Genomic DNA, 22,729 nt, shown 5'->3' with positions numbered 1-22,729 from the left:
GACAAAGAGGGGATTTTGACATTTACATTGGATTAATTCAAATTGCATGGAATAATTTACTATTTTAGTCTCATAGTTTTACACATACTTATTTAATTATAAGAAGGTTACGACTCAAATTAATTACTAAAAAAATTAAACCATGAAAAAAATGAACTTATCCAAACTGTCAAGAACAGAATTGAAAGATGTATTTGGAGGGACTTTGTATCCTGCACCATGTCCAGGAGGATGTCCTGGTGAAGCGCTGATCAGATGTCCTGATGGCACCACCACGATGACTAACTTTGTGTGTATGGGAAATAGATGCGAACCGGCAGCAATGTGCAAACCGTTGGTTCTTGAGCCTTTCCCGGATCCGATTATCCTCACTCCATAATCTGACCAACAATAAATAAAGTGAGCTTTCCGGCTCACTTTTTTATTTTCCTATGTACAAAAATTGCCGGAATCCTCACATTCCGGCAAACAAAAACAAAACCTATAAAATTGAAAGAATTATAGTGTTGCTCTGTATTTTTTCCGATAGGCATAATAGAATATAATCGGCAACACCGTAAAAGATAATACCATACATATAATCAATCCGCCAACGATCATAATAGCTAAAGGTTTTTGAATTTCAGAGCCCATTCCATTGGATATGGCTGCCGGAAAAAGTCCCATGGAACCCATCAGGGCAATCATTACTACAGGTCGGATCCTACTTTTAACTCCCTCTGCAATTGCTTCTTTTAAAGACATTTTATTCTGCAGATTCTCTTTCATGACTCCAATCAATACAATTCCGTCAATGGTTGCGACACCAAAAAGAATGATAAAGCCAATACCCGCCGAAATACCAAAAATAGTTCCTGTAAACCAAAGTGATAAAAATCCACCAATGAAAGCAAATGCCAATGTTACTGATGAGATTAGGGTATCCTTTATATTTCCAAAGTTAAAATACAGCAGCATCAGGATAAGCACCAGTGAAACCGGAACAACCATTGCCAATTGCTTGGCAGCTCTTTCTTTACTTTCAAACTCTCCGGCCCAGGTCATTTTATGTTTTTTCGGAATATGTACTTCTTTTTCTACCTTTTCTTTAGCATCTTTAATCGTGCTTCCTAAATCACGGCCTTCAATATTAAATCCAACCCCAATATATCTGCTGTTCCCTTCGCGGTAAATAAATGACGGTCCCGTATGATAGTCGATCGTCGCAATTTCTTTCAAGGGTACTTTTTTATTATCCTGGGTAGGAATCAGAATATTCCCGATTTTTTCCGGATTATCACGATATTGTTTTTCAAACCTCAACATCACATCAAACATTCTTTCTTCTTCATAAAACTTTGTTGCGGCCTGCCCTCCAATTGTCATTTCAATAACAGCCTGCGCATCAGCGGTAGAAACCCTATATTTTGCCATTTTAGAATCATGAAGCTGTATTCTTAGTTCCGGTAAGCCTATATTTTTAAAAACATTCACATCGGAGATCCCGGGGACCGTTTTAATAGATTTCGCTACCTGATTGGCGTAGTTTTCAAGCTGAAAAAGATCGTCCCCAAAAATCTTGATGACCAATGGAGCTTTTACCCCAGCCACATATTCTTCCACATTATCCTGAATAGGCTGACTGAAACCAAAGTTGATTCCGGGATATTTTTCCAGTGAAATCCTCATTTCTTCAAGAAGCTCTTCTTTGGATATTTTTTTCTTCCATTGATCTTCCGGTTTCAGCTGAATATTAAATTCAATATTAAAAAATCCGGTTGGATCTGTTCCGTCATTGGGACGACCGGTTTGCGTCATCACAAATTCCACCTCATCGTATTGGATTAAAATCTGTTTCATCTCCTTAGTAAGCCTTACAGATTCATCAAGGTTGACACTGTTGGGAAGTGTTGCCCGAACGTAAATTGCACCTTCATTAAGTTTAGGTAAAAACTCTGATCCATAATTGGAAAACTTCCATCCGCAAATAGCTAAAAGAATACCGAACCCAATAATAAAGCCCTTTCTGTAAGTCGCACTTACTTCATAAAGCTTATAAATGTTTACTCTAAAAAATCTGGAAATAAAATTCTCTTTTTCTTCTATATTCTTGGTGAGTAAAAGTTTACACATGGCAGGAACATAGGTTAAGCTTAAAATCAAAGAACCTAATAAAGCATATCCTAAAGTAAACGCCAGTGGTGAAAACATTTTTCCCTCTACTTTCTGGAAAGAGAAAATAGGCATTAAAGCAACAATCAGAATTAAAAGGGCAAAGAATATATAACTCGCTACACTTCCTGCACTTTTTTTGATAATTCCCAGTTTAGACATTTTATTGAAACGTCTTAATCCCACTTTATTAGCTTTTTGCTCCAGGGCCACAAAAACATGTTCTACAATGACCAGGGTTCCTTCCAAAAGCAATCCAAAGTCAAGCGCCCCCATTGAAATAAGATTCGCGGGCAACCCCTGAATCCTCAGCATGATTATAGCAAAGAGAAAAGCTAAAGGAATAACAGAGGCCACAATAAAGGTCGTACGCCAGTTGTATAAAAAGATGAATACAATGATGGAAACGAGTATGACCCCTTCAACTAAATTTTTAGATACTGTATGAACCGTTGTATTTACCAATTCAGTACGGTCGATGATGGGAACGATCTTCACATCACCGGGCAATTCACCTCCGTTCAGTTCTGCAATTCTATCTTTTAATTTCCCTATAACTTCGCTTGGATTTTGCCCACGGAGCATAATGACAATTCCTTCTACAACATCATCCTCTTTATTATAACCCACTTGTCCCAGTCTCGGTTTGGCAGAAACTTTTACCTCAGCAACGTGTTTTACCAAGATCGGCGTGGAACCTTTCACTTCAATCTGAATATTTTCAATATCATCTTTGCTTTCTAAAAGGCCAATACCCCGGACTACATAAGCCTGATCACCTTTCGAAACCACATCTCCACCCACATTAATATTACTTTTGGATACCGCTTCATAGACATCCAGTGGAGAAAGATCATAATTGTGCAGTTCGGTAGGATTAATCTTTATTTCATAGGTCTTTTCTTCTCCACCAAAGCTCACCACATCTGCAACTCCGGGAACAGCTAAAAGTTCTCGTTCAATTACCCAATCCTGGATTGAAGTAATTTCTTTAATTGGCAGCTTACTTTTAATGATATACCGGTAAATCTCGCCCGTTGCTCCCGACGGAGGTTCTATACTGTAATCTGCTCCATCCGGAAGTTTAACGTTTCCCAATCTGTTCGACGCGTATTGCTGGGCATAAAAATCGTCTACATGATCATCAAAAATAATAGTCACTACAGATAACCCAAACAGGGAAATAGACCTGACCGAAGTTTTATTCGGGATGGTATTCATCTCCTTGGAAATGGGTAAGGTGACAAATTTTTCTATTTCTTCTGCACTTCTTCCCGGCCATTGGGTAATTACCCTCACCCTTGTATTGGTAACATCCGGAAAAGCCTCAATTGGGGTATGCATATAAGAATAAATCCCGCCCGCCAGCAAAAGAACCGTTCCTAAAAGAACGATCAGTGAGTTTTTCAATGAGAAAGAAACGATACTCTGTACAAATTTTCGCATTACTTGGTAGAATTATTGGATTGGTTTTTCATGTTTTCGTAGATAAGCAATCCATTGGATGCAACCACATTTTCTCCTTGCTTCAGGTCTCCTTCCACATAAATATACTGACTGTTTGATGCCACTTCAGTAACCGCTCTTACCTCAAGGGCGCAGTCTTTTTTATAAACTACTACATAGCTTTGGTTGTTATCAAATATTAAAGCTTTAGCAGGAATTGCCAATGCTGTTTTATTTTGCGAATTGATCGGAAGAACAATATCTGCAGACATGCCGGGTCTGAGTTTCATATTATTATTGTCCATGATAATCTTAGCTTTCAAAACCCTCTCATTCTCATTGAAGACCTGGGATATCACATTAATTTTACCTGAAAAGCTATCATCAGGGTATGCCAGAGTTTTTACAACAACCGGCTGATTAACGTATACATGTCGCATATTCGTAGCATACACATTAGCCATTACCCAAACCTTATCGAGATTGGAAATGGTAAAAAGCTGTTCTCCCCCAGCAGTAACAGGCATTCCTGTCGAAATATTCTTAGCGATCACATAACCGTCTGCCGGAGCCTTGACCTGCAAATTATTACTGCCCGCAGAATACAGCTGCATATTTTTCCTGGTCTTGGCGATATTGGACTGTATGATCTGTACTTCAGATTTTGCTTCCTGCAAATCTTTCTGAGATGCAATATCATCTTTATACATTGCTTCAACAGATGACAGCTTTCTTTTTGCTACGGCCAGTTGCGCCTGCAAAGTCTGTGTATCATCCTGCATTTCATTCAATGAAACACTTTTTATACTTGCCAGCACCTGCCCTTTTTTCACATAATCACCCAAAGAAAAATAAGTATCTGTAACTACCCCATCCACTAAGCTTACAAAAGGAACGGTTTTATCAGAATTACTTTCCACTTCCCCCGTTAGCGTAATACTCTCTTCTACAGAGCGCATTTCCACCTTGGCAAGCTTTAAATCTTTTTTTAATTCTTTACTAATACAATACTTTTGGGGCTCAGTATCTTGATTGTCCTTTTTTTCAGAGCAACCAGTGAATGCAAAAAGTGCTGAGAGATAAATTGCTGCTATATATTTTGTAGTATTCATTTTCATATTTATAAATCTTGTCCTACAACATACTGCAGGTTTTCATAATATTGATTAAGTTCTTTTTTCGTATCCAGGATGATCATTTTGTTTCCTATATAAGTATCCAGAAAGTCCATATATTCTAACATGCTGATATTTCTCAATCTGAAATTCTTTTCATGACTGGTCAATAGCCCATCCAGGGTCGTTTCATAGGAGCCATCAAGCTCCTGAGAAATCTGTTGCGTTCTTATGTAATTCTGAAATACGGAAACAATCTCATTTTCTGATTTTAGAATATTTTTGCGGGTTTCAAAGTTGGATTTAGAAATTTCGAGTTTAGCTTCCTGGATATTCCCTTTATTCCTATCGAAGATGGGTAAGTCAAATGACACCCCCACTCCAACAAAGTCTTTCATTATATTACCTCCACGGTCATATCCCACAGAAAATGCCAGGTCCGGAGTTTTTAATGCATTCTGCAGCTCCAGATTTTTCTGCGCATATTTCTCTTTATTTTTAGTGATTAAAATATCAGGGCGATTTTCCTTGGCCATATCCATCCATTTCGGCAACTCCAGTTCTGAAAGCTGTCTTTCCGGCATTACTAACGGGTCCTTAATAATAAGATAAGATTTAGCCGGAAGAATCAACAACGCTTTCAGTTCAACCTGCTGCTCAAGAATATCCTGTTGCAATGAAATTAATTTCTTTTTAAACTCTATTTCCTGGGCTTTCAAACGAACATATTCGGATTTGCTGATATTGCCAAGATTTAATTGGTTCTGATAAGATTTGGTAAGTTTCTCAATGGAAGATATCTGATTTTGATACAGTTTTTGTTGTTCCTGATTGTATATCATCTCAGTGAGTGTATTGCGCAATAACTTTTTAAGTTCACGCAATACTTCCTGCAGTTCGTACCTTTCACCTTCTACTTCAATTTTCTGAAGTTCAATATTCTTCCTTCTTTTTCCTGCAGTCTGAATTACCTGTTCTATTTCAGCGGAAAACTGAGTATTCTTCCCCCAATTTCCAATTAACGCAGGCTGCTGCTCAATATCATATGTCCGCCATAAATTGACTTCACTGATGCTTAATTTGGGATTAGGCCAAAACTTTGCCTGAACCACACGGGCCTCTGCCTGGGAAATTTCTAATTTCTGGGCAATTATATCAAGATTGTTGGTAAGGAATAATGCTTCTGCTTCTTTTCTTCCAATTTGTAATGTATCAACAATCTGAGCAGAAAAGAATCCGAAAAAGTGAATATAAAATAATGTAAAAATAATCTTCTTCAAGGTCTCTGGTTTAAGACCACAAAGCTATTTTGTAAACATTAAAGCCAATTTCAAATAACGTTAAGATTAGATTAGCCTAAAATTAGAATTCGATTAGAACGGTTTATTTAGCTGGAAATACAAGCAGGACACTGGTTCCTGAATCAATAGCTGATGTAATTTTCATTTGAATGTGATGATGATCAAAAATACTTTTAGACAATGAAAGCCCGATCCCACTTCCTTTTACATGATCTACATTTTTACCGCGATAGAAAGTTTCAGTAATCTTTCCAAGGTCTTCTCCGGAAATACCTTTACCATGATCTTTTACCTCGATCAATAATTGACAGTCTTTCTCCAAAAGGGTAATTTCAATGGGACTATTGTAAGAATATTTAATGGCATTTTCTACAATATTATATAATGCCAGGTATAATAAAGTTTCATTACCGGGAAATTCTAACAGATCCGATGCATTAACTTCAAGATTGATTTTAATTGAAATATTATTTTCCTGAGCTTTAACATTCAATTTTTCATAGATCTTCCAGATCAGCTCATCGACTCTTACTTGCTGATGAGATCTTTCAAGTTTCGTAAGTCCGGACATCAGTAAGAGATTATTCAGAATATTTTCAATTTCATATACATTTTCCAGGGACTCTTTAACCACTTTCTGATACTCTTCCGGAGTCCGGTCTTTTTGAGCAAACACTTCCAGATTCCCCGAAATCGCCGCCAGAGGTGTCTTAAATTCATGAGAAACATAATTTATGAAATTCTGTTGCAGCAAAATACTTTCAGAGATTCTTCCAAACAGTTTATTATAAGACTTGATTAACTCCTCAATTTCGTCATGGGTATTTGTTGAAGTAATAGCATTTGAAATCGTCGTATAGTCTACATTATTAATCCGATCTACGACATTGGAAAGAGGCTTATAAACAATTTTTGAAAGATACCTGCTGAGAAAATAGATCGTCAGCAATCCGAGTACTAACACAGAAAGCATGATAATAGAGAGTCTTAGCATCTGTGCTTTAAAGGAGTCATTGGGAGATTTAACGAAAACCACAAAATCTCCTTGATTGTCGGGATAAAAAATTCCATAATAGAAATTATTCCCGGACATAAACTGCACCATCTTATTATTTCTGGCCATTTTCAGATGAAGTGCCTTAATATTTTTATCATTAAGATTCTGGCCAAAAGTAACTTCATTGTATGTATTGTATACCGCTACCTTCTTATTTTCTATCAAATGATTGTATTCTGTCTTTATCTGAGCATGTCTGCTTTTTGGCAATTCATCTTTTTCCAGATAATAAATTGCGGAAATAAGCGCTGTATTCCTCAGTCTTTCAAAATAAGAGATCTTTGTACTGTCATAATAGGCAAAAAACACCACAGCAAAAGTTATGATGGTGACAATGCCAAACGAAAGGCTTGAAATAAGTGTAAACCTGTTTCTTAAAGTCATATTAATCTTTAATCAGATACCCTGTCCCCTTGATGGTATGAATAATTTTCTGTTCTGTTTCATCAATTTTATTTCGGACATAAGAAATGTATACATCCACAACATTTGTTGTATTATCAAAATTAATCCCCCAGACATTATTTAGGATCTGTGTCCTGCTCAACACTTTATTTTTATTCTCTAACAGAAAGACCAAAAGTTTGTATTCTGTAGGTGAAAGATCTATGTCTTTATTATTCTGGATCACTTTATGGAGATTGGTATCTATGGTAAGACTACCACAGCTGAGTATTTGGGATTCTTCCTGATAACTTAGTTTATTTCTTCTTGTTAAAGCTTTAATTCTTGAGATCAGCTCTTCAAAGTGGAACGGTTTCGATAAATAATCATCAGCCCCGAGATCGAGCATTTTTATTTTGTCATCCGGACTATTTAAAGCACTAATAACCAATATGGGAGTATAGTTTTTCTTGAATCTTATAATTTGTGTCAGTTGCATTCCATCCAATCCGGGCAGCATAATATCCATTAAAATAATATCAAAATCATACGTATTAATAAGTTCCCGTGCCTTTTCACCAGATTCTGCCAAAACCATTTGATACCCGGCTTCACCAAGACCTTTTATAAGAAACTTACTGATTCGTTCATCATCTTCTACTAACAAAATGTTCATGTGCTCCGAAATTTCCTATAAATATAAGTATTCTTATTAAGAGATAAAGCCGGAAGAAGAAGGAGAGAAGGAATTAAACTCCGTGAAACACTTACATGCGACTTTTTACATTTTAAAAAAAATTGAAACAAATGGTGAGAGTACATCTGGTTTTTATCCCTTTGAGAGGGAACTTCCGATATCCCTCTTCCAGCTTCCAGCCTTTTTTCATAATTTTGAAAAATGGAGATGACATATTTAATCATAGGTTTTATAGCAGGTGGTATTCTGGGTGCTATTATTTTATATTTTATCTTGAAATCATCAATGGTTTCAAGAACTTCTTATGATGAAATCAACAGCTTATATATAAGAAAGAACTCCGATGTGGAGAACGCCAATCAAAAAATCATAGACCTACAAAAAGTTGTCAATGAGGAAAAAGAGTTCAATCAGCATCAGTCTGATCTGCTGAACGATCTAAAAAATGAATATGCTAAAATTTCTGCGGAACATTCAGCAATAACCAATCAGTTCAATGAACAGAAACAAATCAGCATTAAACAGACTTCTCAAATTGAAAGTCTTTTAAACGAAAAACAAAATATCTTCGCCCGAAATTCTGAACTTTCAGCAGTGAATGAGAGCTTACAAAAATCTCTCGAGACCCAAAAAGAAGAAATCGTTAAGATACAGGAAGATTCAAAAAATCAATTTGAAAATTTAGCCAATAAAATTCTGGAGGAAAAAGCTGAAAAATTTACAACACTCAATCAAAATAATCTTAAAACCATCCTTGAACCTTTCCAGGAAAAAATTACAGATTTAAAAAATAGAGTTAACGAAGCTTATGAGAAAGAAAACAAAGAACGCTTCTCTTTAGCTGAAAAGGTAAAAGAGCTTGCAGAATTAAATCAGCAAATCTCTGAAGATGCTAAAAAACTGACCCGCGCCTTAAAAGGGGAAAGTAAAACTCAGGGGAATTGGGGAGAGATGATCCTGGAAAGTATTCTTGAAAAATCAGGATTGGTAAAAGGACGGGAATATTTTCTCGAACATGAGCTTCGTGATGAAGATAACAAAGCACTATTTTCAGAATTTTCCGGAAAAAAGATGCGTCCCGATGCTGTTGTCAAATATCCTGATGAAAGAAATGTGATCGTAGACTCCAAAGTTTCTTTAACGGCCTTTACTGAATTGGTAGACGAAACTGATCCCGAAATTTATACGATAAAACTGAATCAGCATTTATCTTCGGTAAAAAACCACATTAGCCAACTCAGTCAGAAAGCATATGACGACTATGGCAAATCTTTGGATTTCGTCATGATGTTTATCCCAAGTGAACCGGCTTATATTGCTGCGATGCAGGCAGATCAGAATCTTTGGAATTTTGCATATGATAAGAGAATCCTTCTTTTAAACCCAAGTAATCTAATTACTTCTCTGAAATTAATCGCTGATCTGTGGAAACGCGAATACCAGAATAGAAACTCTATGGAAATTGCGGATCGCGGTGCCAGATTATATGATAAATTTGTAGGTTTTGTAGATAACCTCGAAAAAGTAGGTAAGAATCTGGATCAGGCAAAAAATGTCTTCAATGATGCTTACAAGCAGCTATCAACAGGAAATGACAACCTGATCAACCAGACTCAGAAGCTGAAATCTCTCGGGATCAAAAACAAAAAAGAACTTCCGCAAAGTCTTATAGACACCAGTACTATTATAGAACCCGAAAATTAAATATTATGAAAAAGCGATATACGATTCTTATCATAAGTATTATCCTTTTCAGTGTTGCTCTTGCCTTCCCGGCAGTATATACCCAAAACAGTGAAATGTATGGCCTGGCTTGTTTTATGTTAGGTTGGGCAGACCTTACGGGAGATGGAACTGCATGGTTGGCTAATCCTTTATTTTTTATTGCCGGATTTTTTCTGTTGATTAAACAGGTGAAAATTTCAATTGTTTTCAGTTTCTTTGCAATCTGCATGTCGCTTTATTATCTTTCCGCGGAGACGATAACCGTCAATGAGGCAGGCACCAAATCTCCAATAGTCTCCTATGGTCCCGGTTATTATCTTTGGATCACGAGCTTTTTGTCTTTACTTATTGGATCTGTAATCATTTTAAGATCCTCGCAAAAAGCTCCGGCTGAAAGGATTTCCTAAAAAATAACATGTAAAGGCACTTCAAATGTTTTCTTTTGCATCACACCCATATCCAAAATCTGAATCCCTGAAAGAAATTCTGGTTTCCTCATTTGGGGCCGGATTTTTAGTATATCTGTTTCTGGTCATATTTCAACCGTTTGGAACAGAAAATTTTCAGGATCCTTATAAGTATCTTCTGCTCTTTCCCTACTCTATTATTTTTGGATTTTCCTTTTTTGTTTTAAATCTTTCAACCACTCACTTTAAGGAGTGGTATATCAGTTCGGAGCTGTTGAAAGTAATTCTTGTTTTAGTGCTAGGCTCTGTACTTTCCTATTTTTATAATTCATTATTTATAAGCCATGTAAGGCTTAGTTTTGGGAACTATTTCTATATGCTTCTTTATTCACTGGCTTTGGGAGTGCCTATTTCAACAATTTATATTTTATCAAGATATATTTACTTAAAAAGAATCCATGAGAATACGGCAGAAAAAATTTCACAGCAATTAGTCAGCCATTCAATTGATTCCCAAAAACGGCTTTTAAATATTTCCACTGCCAACACAAAGCTGTCCATTGCCGAACAGGACTTTTTATGCGCACAGTCCATGGAAAACTACTGTACATTGTATATTTTGGAAGATAAAGGAGTAAAAAAACTATTATTACGGACCAGTTTATCTCAGTTACTTCAACAAATTGAAACTGATTCCATAAAAAAATGTCACCGTTCATATATCGTCAACCTGAAAAAAGTTGAGCATCTTAAAGGAAATGCTCAGGGCTACAAATTAATTCTGTCCGAAATTGATTTTGAAATTCCGGTTTCCAGAACTTTTATTTCGTTAATTATCCCAAAATTACAGCAAACTGGAATCTAAAGCTTGTTATTGGTCACTTTTCTTTGTAATTCATCACACTAATTTGACAAGACTTATCTAAAATGACACTTTTGCACAAAAAAATCATGAGCAAAAGTTTCCGTTTCTTTTCAATTTTTATTCTAGGATTTCTTATCTACTATTTTTTTGACTTGTTCTTTTTTAAAAACATCCAGAATTTCTCAAAAGAACATTTCCACAGTAAGGCTTTGGCACACATCATTGCCTACTCTATCACTTTAATACCCTTAATTATTACTTTAAAAATTTTATTGCCTAAAAACAATATGTTAGATCTGTTCTCTTTAGACAAATCCATTCTAAAAGGTTTTATTTTTGCTTTCATAGGAACATTGCCTATGGTTATAGGATATTTGATCCATTTCAAGATCACCCCTAAGCTAAACTTTGAATCTTTATTTATCAATACGGTTTCATCTGCTTTTTTTGAAGAGATTATATTCAGGGCCTTTCTTATAGGAATATTATTCAGATTCACAAAACTGGGTTTCCTGGGATCCATAATACTGGGATCTTTATTGTTTGCTCAGGTGCATTTATATCAAAGCCCAAACCCAACAGAACTTATCGAAATATTTGCAATTACTTTTCTTGGTTCCGTATTTTTCGCATGGATCTATTTCGAGTTTGAGTTCAATATCTGGATAGCCATGTTTGTACATTTCTTTATGAATCTGTATTGGGAAATTTTCAATGTCTCGGAAAATGTTTCGGGAAATACATTTGGGAACCTATATAAACTCTTCTCTCTCATCCTGATCGTAATTATGATTGTGTATTATAAAAGAACCAAAAAGCAACCATTCAGCATCACCAGAAAAAACCTTTTATAAAAACTAAGGAACTTCAATCATTAATTTTGCATAATTTTGCAGGATGCTAATAGAAAGTTTTCAGAACGACAAAATAAAGAATATCACCAAGCTTCTCACCGACAATAGATTTCGCAAAAAATCTAAGGTTTTTGTAGTGGAAGGACAACAGGAAAATGAGCGGGCACAAAAATTTGATTTTGAACCGATAGAATTCTTTATTTGTGAAAATATCTTTAAAGGAGAGGCTCCCTCTACTGGGAAGATACATTATGTAAGCAATAAAGTATACGAAAAGATAGCGTACCGCGGAAGTTCGGAAGGTATTATAGGAATCTATAAAGCAAGGGAATTTGAACTATCCTCATTTAAACCAAAAGAAAATGCTACAATCATTATCGTTGAAGGTATTGAAAAACCAGGAAATCTAGGAGCTATTTTAAGAAGTTGTGAAGCCTTTGGTATTGATGCATTGATTGTCACTGATACAAAAGCTGATTTCTATAATCCAAATGTTATACGTTCAAGTGTGGGATGTCTTTTCGGAATGGAAGTATTTCAAGCAGAGAATAAAGAAACACTTGAGTTTCTTGAAAATAATCAATTTGGTATTTACACCACCATTATGGATGAGAGCGCTGAAGACCTTTATAAAAGAGATTTATCTCAGAAATCGGCTATATTGTTTGGAACAGAACATTCAGGCTTAAGTGATTTCTGGAACGGAAAAGGGAAAAACACATTAATTCCTATGGTTGGAAGTATCGACTCCCTTAATCTCAGTAATGCGGTTGCTATTACCTGCTATGAATCTTTAAGACAAAAGAAACAATAATCACTAAAAAAGTATAAGCATAAAAAAACCGTTTCGCTAAGCGAAACGGTTCTTTTATTTTAGTCTGGCTAAAATTATTTTTTAGCAGCGTCTTTAACTTCTTTAGCAGCTTCTTTAGTTGCATCTTTAGCAGCATCAGCAGCTCCTTTAGCAGCATCAGCAGCTCCAGCAGCAGCACCTTTAGCAGCGTCAGCAGCAGCAGTAGTAGTTGCAGCAGCAGCACCTTTAGCAGCATCTACAGTAGCAGTAGCAGCAGAATCAACAACTTGAGCAGCAGAATCAGCTACAACAGCAGCAGAATCAGTAGCAGCAACAGCAGCAGAATCAGCAGTACCTTCAGTAGAAGTAGCTTCAGTTTTTTTACAAGCAACTAGAGAGATTGCAGCGATAGCAGCTACGAATAATGACTTTTTCATAATAAATTAAATTTAATTTTGTTAATATTGTTTTATAAAATTTTCTTTCGTTCTATTATTTGAACAAGACAAAGGTATAGCAGATAGAAAATTTGTCTATGAAAAATAATTGTAATACCTTTGTAAAACAATTTTACAAATAAATACAACTGATAATCAATAACTTAATCACTTTATATAAACTTGACAGATTTAGATCTATTACACTTTGAGCAGCTAAAAAAGGACGTACAGGCTCAATATCTAGAAGAATACACTCCTTCCTATGATGATATTTCTAAATGGAAGGGGATTGATATTATCTATTTTCAGGAAGACCTTCGCAAAAAAGCAAAAGGAAACATCAGTGAAAAGTCATTTTACACTTATTTTAAAAATGCCCCAGTTACTAAATTACCAAGGATTGACATGCTCAATTTATTGAGTATCTATGCGGGTTACGACTCTTGGTATGATTTCAAAAAACAACATCTTTTTGCGGGAGAATTATTGCTGGATGAGAAAGATCTCAGTGATGAAGAGATACAGGAATTAGAGGAAACAATCAATCAGTTGCCTCAAGTAACAACTTCTGATCTTCAGCCACAAAAAACGGCTACAAAAGAGTCGGAAAATGCTAATTTACAAAAATCAACTACTGATAATCAATCAATTGAAAAAAATAAGAATTCTGAAACTTCCTTTGAAAAAATAACATCAGAACCAGACAAAAAATTCTTAAAAAAGAATGCCTGGGCAATGATCACATCGGTTTTAATTATCATTACCGGAGTTTTAGGTTTTAAAGACGAAATTTTTTCTAAAGAATACAAATATTGCTTTACAGATGCAGACAGAGGGGTTGCTGTAATTAATACTTTAGAAATAAAAGTTTTTAAAGAAAATGAATCCCCTATTTTATTTAAAATAAATCCTGGTGAATGTTTCAGGTATTCCACTAAGGATAAAATTCTAAAAATGCAGATCACGGCACCATTCTACGAGCCTCTTACCGTAAACAGAAGCCTGGAAAATGCGCCAAAGGAGGAGATGATAGAGATGAAGCCGGATGATTATAAAATGGCAGCTTACTATTTCTCTATAAAAGATGTAAAGGGGGGGAACCCGGAAGAACAGTTTGCACTCATTAAACAAAAAAGAAAACAATTAGAAAATCTGATCAGCAATAATGCGGTCATTTATCAGGTATACGATAATGACACTTATGGTATAGAAACCTTAGATAAACAGAAATATATCACGCTGGTAACCACGCCTACCACCTCTCTAAAAAACCTCAAGGTAATTGAAATGAAGAAAGATGATAAAGGCAAAATAATATCCATTAAATTTAAAATTGCAAATACTGATGAAAAGAATAAGTAATTTTTTAATTGCCCTCCTTTTACTGATCGCTTTTGTTTCCTGCAACAACAAAAAAAATGAAGTAAGTGATCTGGATAAACTTAGGAACAGTAACAATACAAAAACTTATCCTGCTGTTCAAATGGACAGCATGCAGGCTATAAACTCTATCACAAAACAAAAAGTACAGGAGCTCCTGGACCTATCTACTTTATATCTGTCAGGAAAAAGGAATACAGAAATTGACACGGTAATCTATTCACAGATGGAAAGCTACTTCCATAAGCCTGATAGCCTTACGTTTAGGAAATTATTTAAAGAATTGGATAGTTTGAAGGTAAAGACCGTGAAAGTAAATAACCTGCAGGTTCACAAAGATTATTATAAAAAAGATACTCTTGATTATGCTGAGTTTAATGTGGAATATTTCGATGATAAGAACAGGTCATTAGGTGTCTTTGAAAAAAATGCACGATATACTCTTATTTCAAAACCTATAAAGTTTAAAAAAGAGTTTAAATTTTATTTCTTAAATTTTTATTCTTCTCCGGCAAAGAAAGACAGCACCTCTGTAGGTGTAACCAAATAATCTAAAGGGATATCATTTTCCCAGATATCATCGATCGTCTCATCGGGGCTGAAATAATTCACTCCGATTTTTTTTGATCCCTCAGGCAGGTTCTGAAAAAAACCATCGTAAAATCCTTTACCATACCCTAATCTGTTACCGTTATGATCACAATACAGTACCGGGGTGACAACAAAATCAAACCCCAGCTCTCCTGAATCCTTATTAGAAAGAGGCTCCAAGATCCCCCAGGAATTGATTTCAAATTCAGTATCTGAAAATATTTCAACCGAAATAAGCTGCTGCCCTACAACTTTCGGGACAAAAACACGAATATGATGGCTTAAAAAGTACTTAACAAAAATTTGGGTATCAATCTCCATAAATTTTTCGATGGGAAGAAAGATGTGTACTTTCTGATTCCTTAATGGATTAAAAAAATCTACGAATTTTTCAAAAATCCTTTCTGACAAGAAGAAAACCTCATCGTGAGACAAGGTTTTCCTTTTTTGCATATATTTTTTTCTAAGCTCAGCTTTTAGCATGATTCAATTATATTTAAAGAAATAACGCTTACCGGACAAAAGTACAACTTTGTTATCCGGTTATAAAAACAATTGCTAGTTTATACTTTTTCAGAAGCTTCTATAATCCGATATAATTTATCCGATAAACGAATTCTAAACGGAATTTCAAAAGTAACCTGATCCCCTTTCTTCGCAATTTCACAAGCGTTTCCATTTGCATAAATCTGAGTAATTGTAAATTCCTGTTCTCCAGTTGTTGGACCAGAGATTAAAACCCTATCCCCTATTGACAGCTCCTTATTCTCAATTAAAAACTGTCCAATCTTTGATTTCGAATAGTAATGCTCACCTTTTCCAATCAATACTTTTTTGACAGCTATTTTCTTACGGATATCTTTTGTTTCGGCTTTTGCTAATGGTTTATCGGATAGGTCTCCAGAATTTTTAAATTTCAAAGCATCGGATTTTCCTTTTCTAAAAACCTTATTTCCAACCTGTAATCCTTTTCTTAATTGCAACTGTTCAGCTAAAGGTAAATGTATTGTTTCCAAACATTCAGTAGAACAACAGTTTTCCATTGCAGCCTTACACTCATCGCATTGAATAAACAACAAGTGGCAAGCATCATTAGAACAATTCGTATGATTATCACAAGGTTTTCCGCATTGATGGCACTGTGAAATAATATCTTCAGTAATCCTTTCACCTAAACGGTGATCAAAAACAAAGTTTTTACCAATAAACTTACTTTCTATACCTTCTTCTTTTATCTGACGGGTATATTCAATAATCCCTCCTTCCAGTTGATAAACATTTTTAAAGCCTTGATGCTTGAAATATGCGCTGGCCTTTTCACAACGAATTCCACCCGTACAGTACATTAAAAGATTTTTATCTTCTTTAAAATCCTGTAACTGTTCATTTATAATAGGTAAACTTTCTCTGAAATTTTCCACATCAGGAGTAATAGCCCCTTCAAAATGTCCTACTTCACTTTCATAGTGATTTCTAAAGTCCACTACAATCGTATTTGGATCTTCAAGTAAATTATTAAACTCTTTCGCTTTTAGGTGAATTCCTTTATTGGTAACATCAAAAGAATCATCATTCAAACCATCAGCAACAATTTTATGTCTTACTTTTATGGTTAATTTTAAAAAAGAGTGATTATCCTGATCAACAGCTACATTTAAACGGATTCCCTTCATAAAATCGTAAACCTCTAGCGTATCGCGAAAATTTTCAAATTGATCCGCAGGCACACTCATCTGAGCATTAATTCCTTCATGTGCAACATATATACGGCCAAGGGCATCTAATGCATTCCAGGCTATAAATAATTCATCGCGAAATTTTTTGGGATCTTCAATTTTGGCATACGCATAGAAAGACAATGTAAGACGTTCCTTACCAGCTTCATCAATAAGTTGAGCTCTTTCTTCTGCGCTTAAGGTGTTATACAGTTGCATGCTATAAACGTTTTAAGTGAGAAAAATATTTTTGCAAATATAAGCATTTTTCAATTGGGTACATTGGCAGGAGAATTCAGAGCTTTGTACATTAATGGATAAACAATCTGGCATTTCATGTTATTCGGCATGAATTACATCTGATAATCGGGTATTATTCTTTAACTTTATGACAATACAACCGGGCATAGGTCATATTGTCTTTAATATTATTTTAAGGTTCGTTAACTGTGATTTCAGGAATTATAGTATAATACATAAATTATCGCAATTGCTGTTAAATTTTAGTTAAAGTTGAAACACTTCATGCTAATTGCATACCTATTTAGCATTAAATTTGTTTACCTTAAAACCTAAATTAATTAATAAAATAAAAGAAGATATACAATGAAGAGTACTTTAAAAAAACTATTACCATTTGCTGTAGTAGGAGTTATCTCAGGAGCTACTACCGTTGGCACGATACAATACTTTGGTCATACTGCCAATAATGGTGACCAGTCTTATTTTACTTCTGCAGCCAATACTTCATTCGTAGGAATGAATACGGCAACAACAGGAGATGATTTTGTGAAAGCTGCAAAAACAACGGTTCCAGCAGTAGTTACCATTAAAAATTATCAAACAAGAACATCGAGCAGAGCGTCCGAGCAGGATTTGTTTGACTTTTTCTTCGGCGATCCATTTGGAGGAAGAGGAAATGGCCAACAAAGACAGAAGCAGCAGCAACAAGCTCCGGAAAATATGCCATCAGGAATGGGATCTGGAGTTATCATCTCTCCGGACGGATATATTATCTCCAACAACCACGTAGTGGCGGGGGCCAATAAGCTGGAAGTTGTTTTAAGCAATAAAAAGGCATATATCGCCACATTGATCGGAACAGACCCCAATACAGATATTTCCTTATTAAAGATTGAAGAAAAGGGATTACCCTACCTGAATTTTGCTAATTCAGATAATATAGAAGTGGGTCAATGGGTTCTGGCGGTTGGAAATCCTCTTGGATTGAATTCAACGGTTACTGCCGGTATTGTTTCAGCAAAAGGAAGAGGTATTGGTATTTTAGGTTCCCAAGGAAAAGCGACCAACCCAATTGAAAGCTTTATCCAGACGGATGCAGCAATCAACCCAGGAAACTCTGGTGGAGCACTGGTTAATGCAAATGGAGATTTAATTGGTATCAACTCCGCTATACAATCTACAACAGGTTATTACCAAGGCTATGGATTTGCCATCCCAGCTAACCTGGCAAGAAAAATTGTTGAAGACATTAAGAAATTTGGAATTGTACAAAGAGGATTCTTAGGAGTGGCTTCTTTAGATCTTTCAGATGATCAGCAGGTAGCCATGTACAACAAACAGAAGAAAGCTAATCTTAAAGTAGGTTCCGGGGTATACGTTACAGAAGTTACCGATAATAGCGGTGCGGAGAATGCCGGAATTAAAAACGGAGATATTATTACAAAAATAGATGGAACTTCAATTACGGATTTTGCAGACCTCTCAATGGCAGTAGGAAGCAAACGTCCTGGTGATAAAGTTCAGGTAACCTATACAAGAAACGGTAAGGAAAATGTAACCTCGGTGACTTTGAAGGATCAGAAAGGAGGAACTTCTACAAGAACCAAGGCTGATTTAAGCGTTACAGAAAAAATAGGAGCAGAATTTGAACCTCTTAGCGATTCATTCAAAACAAGCTATGGGTTAAACAGTGGTGTTATCGCCAAAAATGTATCTGAAGGAAGTGAAATGGCTAAAATAGGCATTGTAGACAATTATATTATCATAGAAGTAAATGGCAAGCCGGTAAATTCACAAAAAGATGTTGAAAAAACTCTGGAAAAATACCAGGGGAATGTTCAGGTGAAGTTTGTAGATGAATACGGAAGAATGTATACCAAAGGGTTCAAAATGCCATAATTGATCAAACAAATATTTATACATAAAAAACGCTGCAATTGCAGCGTTTTTTTATTTTGTTCTATTCATTTTATCAGCGATCCTTTTCTTTTTATTCCGCTCATAAATAATCTCTACAATTTTACCTCCAATCCATGAAAAAGGGAAAAAGGTAAGAAATATTGAAATCTTATAGAATGTAGGATGGTAAGGAAATATAATAACATCCAGCATAGCTATAAATAACATTATAAAACCAATAAGGATAGCATAAGCCACTTTAGCATATTTTACAATAATTGCTGTTGCTACACCTCCTATGGTGGTCCCTAAGCCGGAAATGAATAATAAGAATCCAAAAAAAGCCTCATCATTCCTCATGCTGTAGAGGAATCTTTGCCAATGTTCAAAAGGGGCAAAAGCATCAAAAGTAATCCACTGCGGAAAAACTCTAATTCCCAGAGTAATAATGAGTCCTGCAATACTAAGACCCATCAACACCGCAAATGTGTTTCTAATAAAGCTCATTAATCCTGATGTGCGATCATCGAAATTTCAATATCAACATTCTTAGGCAAGCAAGAAACCTGTACAGTTTCACGAGCCGGGTAGCTTTCAGCATCCAGATATGATGCATAAATATCATTCATCACAGCAAAATCATCCATACTTTTAAGAAATATAGTCGCCTTTACAACATTTTTAAATGTCATTCCAGCTTCTGTAAGGATTGCTTCCAGGTTTTTCATTACCTGATGCGTTTCTTTTTCAATTCCTTCTACTAATTTCCCTGACGCAGGATCTACAGGAATCTGACCCGATATATAAAGTACACCATTAGCAAGATTAGCTTGTGAATAAGGTCCGATAGCTGCAGGAGCGTTAACTGTGTTAATTATTTGTTTCATATGTGGATATTTATCTTTTTAGAATAACGTGCAATCACCATCTATTATATGATCTATTTAGAAAATTTCGTCAATAGTGATTTCTCTATTATAATTTATTTTTGGGTGCAAATATAAATTTATATTTTCAATTGTCAACCTGATATTAGAAAGGTGCATTAGGCTGTGTAAAACTTCTGTCTTTATACTTTAATGCATCGCTTAATATATTAGCTTTTATTCCTATAAAGAAATCATATACCTTATACTGTCCGAAAGGTACCCAGTTAAAATTTATGGTAAAGCTTCGCTGGTCTCTTGAAAATCCTATTCTCGTATATGCTAATTGCTTAGTGATCATATCGTAATGTGTACTCCCATTAATGTTCCAAAATGGAGTAAGCTTCAGACTTCCATCCAATCCTACAGATGCAATTTTACTACCAAAACGGGACAAGCTTCTGGAATAAGCATAGTTGGCGTTAATATTTAAAGTCCAGGCCTGATTAAAATGAGCGTAATTGTCATCATCGAAATAATAGTTTTCATTTCTTATTTCTCCTTTGGTTTGATATTTTTTGGCATAGTCCGTTTTTTCTCCGAAAATCTCACTGCTTAAAGGATAGGACACCTGGATATTAAACCCTTGTACACTAAAAGCACCAAATTTCTCCGTTCTGATCCCCGTATCTGATCCCGGAACGAAAAGAATTTTATAGGGATCCAATGACAAACTTGTATTTACACTTAATTTGTTTGAAAAGAATGAAGACTGACCATTAATGGTAAAGATCGACCATGGATGATCTTTCGCTGCAAAGTTGTAGCTTCCGGAAAGGTTTAAGGATTCAAATATTTTTACTTTCTTAACTCCTGTAGAATCTTTCTTAGATTTAACTTTCATTTCAATATTATTTCCAATATTAAAACCTAAAGACCCTTGCATACCACTTGTAGGAGAACCTACGATTCCCTTATCAAAAATAGAATACGGAGTTAAAGCTCCATTCGCATCATAATAATTCTTATAATATCCGAACCCTGCTCCTCCAAAATCAGGAGAATAGGTAAATCCAATACTTGGAGTCATCATGTGTCTGATCGCTTCTATTCCAGCTCCTTTCTTGAAATTAAGCATTCCATATAATGTGGTCTGTAAACTTGCCGTCGTAGAAAATGTAGAGTACCCTCCAATTTTTTTATTAACCTGATCCACTACTTTATTACTTAACGGATCATAATATCTTGTAAGTGTTTTAGTCGTCAGGGCATTATCTATATTAGCCCCTAAACTGAATGTAAAATACTTAGCTACTGTCGTATTGGTTCCTAATGTAATATTATTCTTTAGACCAGTCTGCAGTTTATCCCACATTGCCTTAGTAAAAAGCTCTCCTTCATTGGTTGTCACAAAATTTGTCAGATTTAAACCTGTATTTACCGTTATATTTTCTAATAAGCCTTGTCTTACTCCGGTTTTTGATTTAAATAAATAAAACTGGTTGATCGCAACATTCATCTGTGGTAAACGAAGATCTGCCAGACCTGTAGCAAAATTCTGTGAATATGATGCCGTTCCAGTAATAGTAGCCGGAAGTTTCAAGAATCTTTTTGTAAGCGTAACCGTTGAGTTTTGCTGGGTATTCAATACATTTTGATTGAATATATAGTTGTTATTTATGGTATTATTATAGAATTTATTACTTACAATATCTACAGAAGCAGAAAATGTAAGAAAAGGATTTGCTTTTGTATCCTGTGTATGTCTCCAAGCAATTCTGTAAGTACTGCTTCTGGAATAATCGTCCAATCCTTTAATTCCTCTTATTGTCGTTCCTATATCCGCTGTAAAATTACCTGAATACCTGTACTTTTTCACGTAGTTCATCTCTGGCCTTACGTTCCAGCTTCCTTTGGTATAAATATCGGCAAGAACCTTCATATCAAAATGTTCCCCAATAGGTTGATAGTATCCAATTCCATTAAGAAAAAATCCTACATCCTGTCTTTCCCCAAAACTGGGGATCAGGATACCAGCAGATCTTTTGCTTGAAAAAGGTAAAATAGCAAAAGGCATAATGAGAGGTGTTGGCACCTGCTCAATATACATTTGTATAGGTCCGGTGATGATCTGTGATTTCTCTTTGGTCTTGATCAATTTGATATTGGAAGCCAATAAATGGTAATCGGCAGCGGTATCTTTTTTCTTCAGGAAATATTCGTCGGTTGTATATAAAGCATGCCTCATGGCAAAAACAGAATCGTTATACTTCTTTGTTTTATTGGCGATAATTACACCCTCACTCTCCTCAGTCCTTGCATTATAAGCAATGGCCTGTTTTGTTTTATAATTGTAATTGAACTGGTCTGTTTCGTACTTTTTCCCAGCCTGCGTTGTAATAACAGGCTCAATAAACTTCTTTCCTAAAGAATCCTGTTTCCCACGTGCGTAGATTAAATTCTTTTGCTCATCAATAGAAATATAATCTGCATCGATTTGCATATCCTGGTATTTCACCTGAGCCTTTTGGTTCAGATAAATCATTTTTTTCGGAAAATCTCTACGGATATTATCTGCCTTTGTCATAAGAACATCATCCAGTGATTCCTTCTTTGCAACAATGGTATCCTTTTTGGAAATAGTATCATTAATTACCGTATTTTTAGGCAACTTTTCAGGCGTTTTCTGTGCTAAAAAATTGTTAAAAATTAGGATAATTAAAATTTGTAATATATTTTTGAGGACGGTTTTGGCCAATTTTATTGTATGTAATTAAGGCTCAAAATTAATATAATTTTT

General features: G+C 35.3%; 20 protein-coding genes. 9 read left to right on the top strand and 11 right to left on the bottom strand.

The genetic code is table 11. From position 1 onward, the window contains the following. Positions 1-142: 142 nt before the first annotated feature. Positions 143-379 (top strand): hypothetical protein, encoded by a 237-nt coding sequence (locus CEY12_RS22330; RefSeq protein WP_157676842.1) that lies wholly within the window; start codon positions 143-145, stop codon positions 377-379. A 119-nt stretch (positions 380-498) separates the two neighbouring features. On the opposite strand, the gene CEY12_RS16550 is transcribed toward CEY12_RS22330, so the two are convergent. The 5 genes from CEY12_RS16550 to CEY12_RS16530 form a co-directional block, all read right to left on the bottom strand. Continuing rightward, entirely contained in the window at positions 499-3,597 is a 3,099-nt protein-coding gene (locus CEY12_RS16550) for an efflux RND transporter permease subunit (protein ID WP_089028744.1), read from the bottom strand. Then, positions 3,597-4,709 (bottom strand): efflux RND transporter periplasmic adaptor subunit, encoded by a 1,113-nt coding sequence (locus tag CEY12_RS16545; protein ID WP_228409714.1) that lies wholly within the window; start codon positions 4,707-4,709, stop codon positions 3,597-3,599. The genes CEY12_RS16550 and CEY12_RS16545 overlap by 1 nt, the downstream gene beginning before the upstream one ends. A gap of 8 nt (positions 4,710-4,717) precedes the next feature. Continuing rightward, positions 4,718-5,992 carry a TolC family protein gene (locus CEY12_RS16540; RefSeq protein ID WP_089028742.1) on the bottom strand — a complete coding sequence of 425 codons (1,275 nt, stop codon included), beginning with the start codon at positions 5,990-5,992 and terminating at the stop codon, positions 4,718-4,720. Positions 5,993-6,095: 103 nt separating this feature from the next. After that, positions 6,096-7,454 carry a sensor histidine kinase gene (locus CEY12_RS16535; RefSeq protein ID WP_089028741.1) on the bottom strand — a complete coding sequence of 453 codons (1,359 nt, stop codon included), beginning with the start codon at positions 7,452-7,454 and terminating at the stop codon, positions 6,096-6,098. A gap of 1 nt (position 7,455) precedes the next feature. Next, the gene (locus CEY12_RS16530; RefSeq protein ID WP_089028740.1) at positions 7,456-8,130 is read right to left on the bottom strand and encodes a response regulator transcription factor; all 675 of its coding nucleotides are present in this window, start codon (positions 8,128-8,130) and stop codon (positions 7,456-7,458) included. Positions 8,131-8,352: 222 nt separating this feature from the next. Here CEY12_RS16530 and rmuC point away from each other — a divergent pair, with 222 nt between their 5' ends. The 5 genes from rmuC (at position 8,353) to CEY12_RS16500 (ending at position 12,816) form a co-directional block, all read left to right on the top strand. Beyond that, positions 8,353-9,855 carry a DNA recombination protein RmuC gene (gene rmuC / locus CEY12_RS16520; RefSeq protein WP_410493860.1) on the top strand — a complete coding sequence of 501 codons (1,503 nt, stop codon included), beginning with the start codon at positions 8,353-8,355 and terminating at the stop codon, positions 9,853-9,855. 5 nt (positions 9,856-9,860) lie between these two features. Beyond that, on the top strand, positions 9,861-10,283 hold the full coding sequence (locus tag CEY12_RS16515; protein WP_089028737.1) for a hypothetical protein: 423 nt from the start codon (positions 9,861-9,863) through the stop codon (positions 10,281-10,283). 25 nt (positions 10,284-10,308) lie between these two features. After that, complete coding sequence (locus tag CEY12_RS16510; RefSeq protein WP_089028736.1) at positions 10,309-11,148, top strand: LytR/AlgR family response regulator transcription factor; 840 nt, start codon at positions 10,309-10,311, stop codon at positions 11,146-11,148. An 86-nt stretch (positions 11,149-11,234) separates the two neighbouring features. Next, the gene (locus CEY12_RS16505; protein ID WP_157676841.1) at positions 11,235-12,002 is read left to right on the top strand and encodes a CPBP family intramembrane glutamic endopeptidase; all 768 of its coding nucleotides are present in this window, start codon (positions 11,235-11,237) and stop codon (positions 12,000-12,002) included. A 43-nt stretch (positions 12,003-12,045) separates the two neighbouring features. Then, positions 12,046-12,816, top strand: a complete 771-nt coding sequence (locus CEY12_RS16500) for a TrmH family RNA methyltransferase (RefSeq protein ID WP_089028734.1) — start codon at positions 12,046-12,048, stop codon at positions 12,814-12,816. A 74-nt stretch (positions 12,817-12,890) separates the two neighbouring features. On the opposite strand, the gene CEY12_RS16495 is transcribed toward CEY12_RS16500, so the two are convergent. Next, the gene (locus tag CEY12_RS16495) at positions 12,891-13,232 is read right to left on the bottom strand and encodes a hypothetical protein (RefSeq protein WP_089028733.1); all 342 of its coding nucleotides are present in this window, start codon (positions 13,230-13,232) and stop codon (positions 12,891-12,893) included. Between the two features lie 183 nt (positions 13,233-13,415). On the opposite strand from CEY12_RS16495, the gene CEY12_RS16490 reads away from it, so the two are divergent. Together CEY12_RS16490 and CEY12_RS16485 are read left to right on the top strand one after the other, a co-directional pair. Then, positions 13,416-14,597 carry a hypothetical protein gene (locus CEY12_RS16490; RefSeq protein ID WP_089028732.1) on the top strand — a complete coding sequence of 394 codons (1,182 nt, stop codon included), beginning with the start codon at positions 13,416-13,418 and terminating at the stop codon, positions 14,595-14,597. Next, entirely contained in the window at positions 14,581-15,165 is a 585-nt protein-coding gene (locus CEY12_RS16485; RefSeq protein ID WP_089028731.1) for a hypothetical protein, read from the top strand. The genes CEY12_RS16490 and CEY12_RS16485 overlap by 17 nt, the downstream gene beginning before the upstream one ends. Here the strand turns inward: CEY12_RS16485 and CEY12_RS16480 are convergent. Then, positions 15,114-15,689, bottom strand: coding sequence for a 5-formyltetrahydrofolate cyclo-ligase (locus CEY12_RS16480; protein ID WP_089028730.1), 576 nt, complete (start codon positions 15,687-15,689; stop codon positions 15,114-15,116). The genes CEY12_RS16485 and CEY12_RS16480 overlap by 52 nt on opposite strands. A gap of 80 nt (positions 15,690-15,769) precedes the next feature. After that, positions 15,770-17,140 (bottom strand): rhodanese-related sulfurtransferase, encoded by a 1,371-nt coding sequence (locus CEY12_RS16475; protein ID WP_089028729.1) that lies wholly within the window; start codon positions 17,138-17,140, stop codon positions 15,770-15,772. A gap of 387 nt (positions 17,141-17,527) precedes the next feature. On the opposite strand from CEY12_RS16475, the gene CEY12_RS16470 reads away from it, so the two are divergent. Continuing rightward, on the top strand, positions 17,528-19,063 hold the full coding sequence (locus CEY12_RS16470) for a trypsin-like peptidase domain-containing protein (protein WP_089028728.1): 1,536 nt from the start codon (positions 17,528-17,530) through the stop codon (positions 19,061-19,063). A gap of 51 nt (positions 19,064-19,114) precedes the next feature. Here the strand turns inward: CEY12_RS16470 and CEY12_RS16465 are convergent, their stop codons facing one another. The 3 genes from CEY12_RS16465 to CEY12_RS16455 form a co-directional block, all read right to left on the bottom strand. Next, the gene (locus tag CEY12_RS16465) at positions 19,115-19,570 is read right to left on the bottom strand and encodes a hypothetical protein (protein WP_089028727.1); all 456 of its coding nucleotides are present in this window, start codon (positions 19,568-19,570) and stop codon (positions 19,115-19,117) included. Beyond that, positions 19,570-19,950 carry a RidA family protein gene (locus CEY12_RS16460; RefSeq protein WP_089028726.1) on the bottom strand — a complete coding sequence of 127 codons (381 nt, stop codon included), beginning with the start codon at positions 19,948-19,950 and terminating at the stop codon, positions 19,570-19,572. Before CEY12_RS16460 ends, CEY12_RS16465 begins: the two co-directional genes overlap by 1 nt. Positions 19,951-20,095: 145 nt before the next feature. Next, on the bottom strand, positions 20,096-22,687 hold the full coding sequence (locus CEY12_RS16455) for a putative LPS assembly protein LptD (protein WP_089028725.1): 2,592 nt from the start codon (positions 22,685-22,687) through the stop codon (positions 20,096-20,098). Positions 22,688-22,729 lie beyond the last annotated feature (42 nt).

Origin of the sequence: Chryseobacterium sp. T16E-39, assembly GCF_002216065.1 — a bacterium.
GTDB lineage: Bacteria > Bacteroidota > Bacteroidia > Flavobacteriales > Weeksellaceae > Chryseobacterium.
The sequence above is the reverse complement of the archived record's forward strand: the minus strand, read 5'-3'. Positions and strand labels throughout refer to the sequence as shown.

Excerpts from the sequence above, each read along its gene's own strand:
- rmuC (WP_410493860.1), top strand. The coding sequence starts at position 8,353 with ATGGAGATGACATATTTAATCATAGGTTTTATAGCAGGTGGTATTCTG.
- CEY12_RS16465 (WP_089028727.1), bottom strand. The coding sequence starts at position 19,570 with ATGAGCTTTATTAGAAACACATTTGCGGTGTTGATGGGTCTTAGTATT.
- CEY12_RS16470 (WP_089028728.1), top strand. The coding sequence starts at position 17,528 with ATGAAGAGTACTTTAAAAAAACTATTACCATTTGCTGTAGTAGGAGTT.
- CEY12_RS16545 (WP_228409714.1), bottom strand. The coding sequence starts at position 4,709 with ATGAATACTACAAAATATATAGCAGCAATTTATCTCTCAGCACTTTTT.
- CEY12_RS16495 (WP_089028733.1), bottom strand. The coding sequence starts at position 13,232 with ATGAAAAAGTCATTATTCGTAGCTGCTATCGCTGCAATCTCTCTAGTT.
- CEY12_RS16485 (WP_089028731.1), top strand. The coding sequence starts at position 14,581 with ATGAAAAGAATAAGTAATTTTTTAATTGCCCTCCTTTTACTGATCGCT.
- CEY12_RS16480 (WP_089028730.1), bottom strand. The coding sequence starts at position 15,689 with ATGCTAAAAGCTGAGCTTAGAAAAAAATATATGCAAAAAAGGAAAACC.
- CEY12_RS16460 (WP_089028726.1), bottom strand. The coding sequence starts at position 19,950 with ATGAAACAAATAATTAACACAGTTAACGCTCCTGCAGCTATCGGACCT.
- CEY12_RS16510 (WP_089028736.1), top strand. The coding sequence starts at position 10,309 with ATGTTTTCTTTTGCATCACACCCATATCCAAAATCTGAATCCCTGAAA.
- CEY12_RS16500 (WP_089028734.1), top strand. The coding sequence starts at position 12,046 with ATGCTAATAGAAAGTTTTCAGAACGACAAAATAAAGAATATCACCAAG.
- CEY12_RS16550 (WP_089028744.1), bottom strand. The coding sequence starts at position 3,597 with ATGCGAAAATTTGTACAGAGTATCGTTTCTTTCTCATTGAAAAACTCA.
- CEY12_RS16535 (WP_089028741.1), bottom strand. The coding sequence starts at position 7,454 with ATGACTTTAAGAAACAGGTTTACACTTATTTCAAGCCTTTCGTTTGGC.
- CEY12_RS16515 (WP_089028737.1), top strand. The coding sequence starts at position 9,861 with ATGAAAAAGCGATATACGATTCTTATCATAAGTATTATCCTTTTCAGT.
- CEY12_RS16475 (WP_089028729.1), bottom strand. The coding sequence starts at position 17,140 with ATGCAACTGTATAACACCTTAAGCGCAGAAGAAAGAGCTCAACTTATT.
- CEY12_RS16530 (WP_089028740.1), bottom strand. The coding sequence starts at position 8,130 with ATGAACATTTTGTTAGTAGAAGATGATGAACGAATCAGTAAGTTTCTT.
- CEY12_RS16505 (WP_157676841.1), top strand. The coding sequence starts at position 11,235 with ATGAGCAAAAGTTTCCGTTTCTTTTCAATTTTTATTCTAGGATTTCTT.
- CEY12_RS22330 (WP_157676842.1), top strand. The coding sequence starts at position 143 with ATGAAAAAAATGAACTTATCCAAACTGTCAAGAACAGAATTGAAAGAT.